Origin of the sequence: Rosenbergiella sp. YN46 (assembly GCF_036620675.1) — a bacterium.
In the GTDB taxonomy this organism is placed as follows: domain Bacteria; phylum Pseudomonadota; class Gammaproteobacteria; order Enterobacterales; family Enterobacteriaceae; genus Jejubacter.
The window spans coordinates 1-550 of record NZ_JAZHEE010000148.1; the positions used below are offsets into that span (position 1 = coordinate 1).

Sequence of the window (550 nt, forward strand, 5' to 3'; positions counted from 1 at the left end):
ATTATATTATTCGGTTGTATCAGCCATTCTTCTTTGTGCAATAGCACTGGTTCGAGTGAATATAGTTGCTCGCTCCTCAATTTTCTGGTATGGCGTTAACACTGCAATTTCATTTCTTAGTAGAGGTAGTATAGATTCAATTGCAAAGAACATACCAAACTTTAGAGATTTCAAACTAAGTTCTCCACAATTTGTAATCTGGCAAATTACAAAAATTCTTCTCTTCGGTGCATTTTTTTCAAACATTATGTTTGGTTTTGCTGCAATAGCATTCTTTGATGGAAATGATTTTGGTATACAGAATATTCCAACATTGTTTACATTACCATTTGTAACTCCTCCAACTGATCCTTCTTATGCAATAGAAAAGGTAGTACCAATGATTCCAGCTCTACTAACTCTAATACCTCCAATTCTTGCAGCTATTGGACTACGTCTTGGTTTGTATGTTGGATTGCATTCTATAATCAAGGTTGCAACATCCTATATCCATGATTCATCTGAAGGAAAGCCAAGATATCTAAATTATGTTTCTACTATGGAAGCGGTA

At 34.5% G+C, this 550-nt stretch carries 1 protein-coding gene; it reads left to right on the plus strand.

The genetic code is table 11. The annotated features are described in order from the left end of the window. Positions 1 to 55 precede the first annotated feature (55 nt). On the plus strand, positions 56 to 550 hold a 495-nt coding region (locus tag V3W49_RS22965; RefSeq protein WP_500148292.1), incomplete at its 3' end, for a hypothetical protein.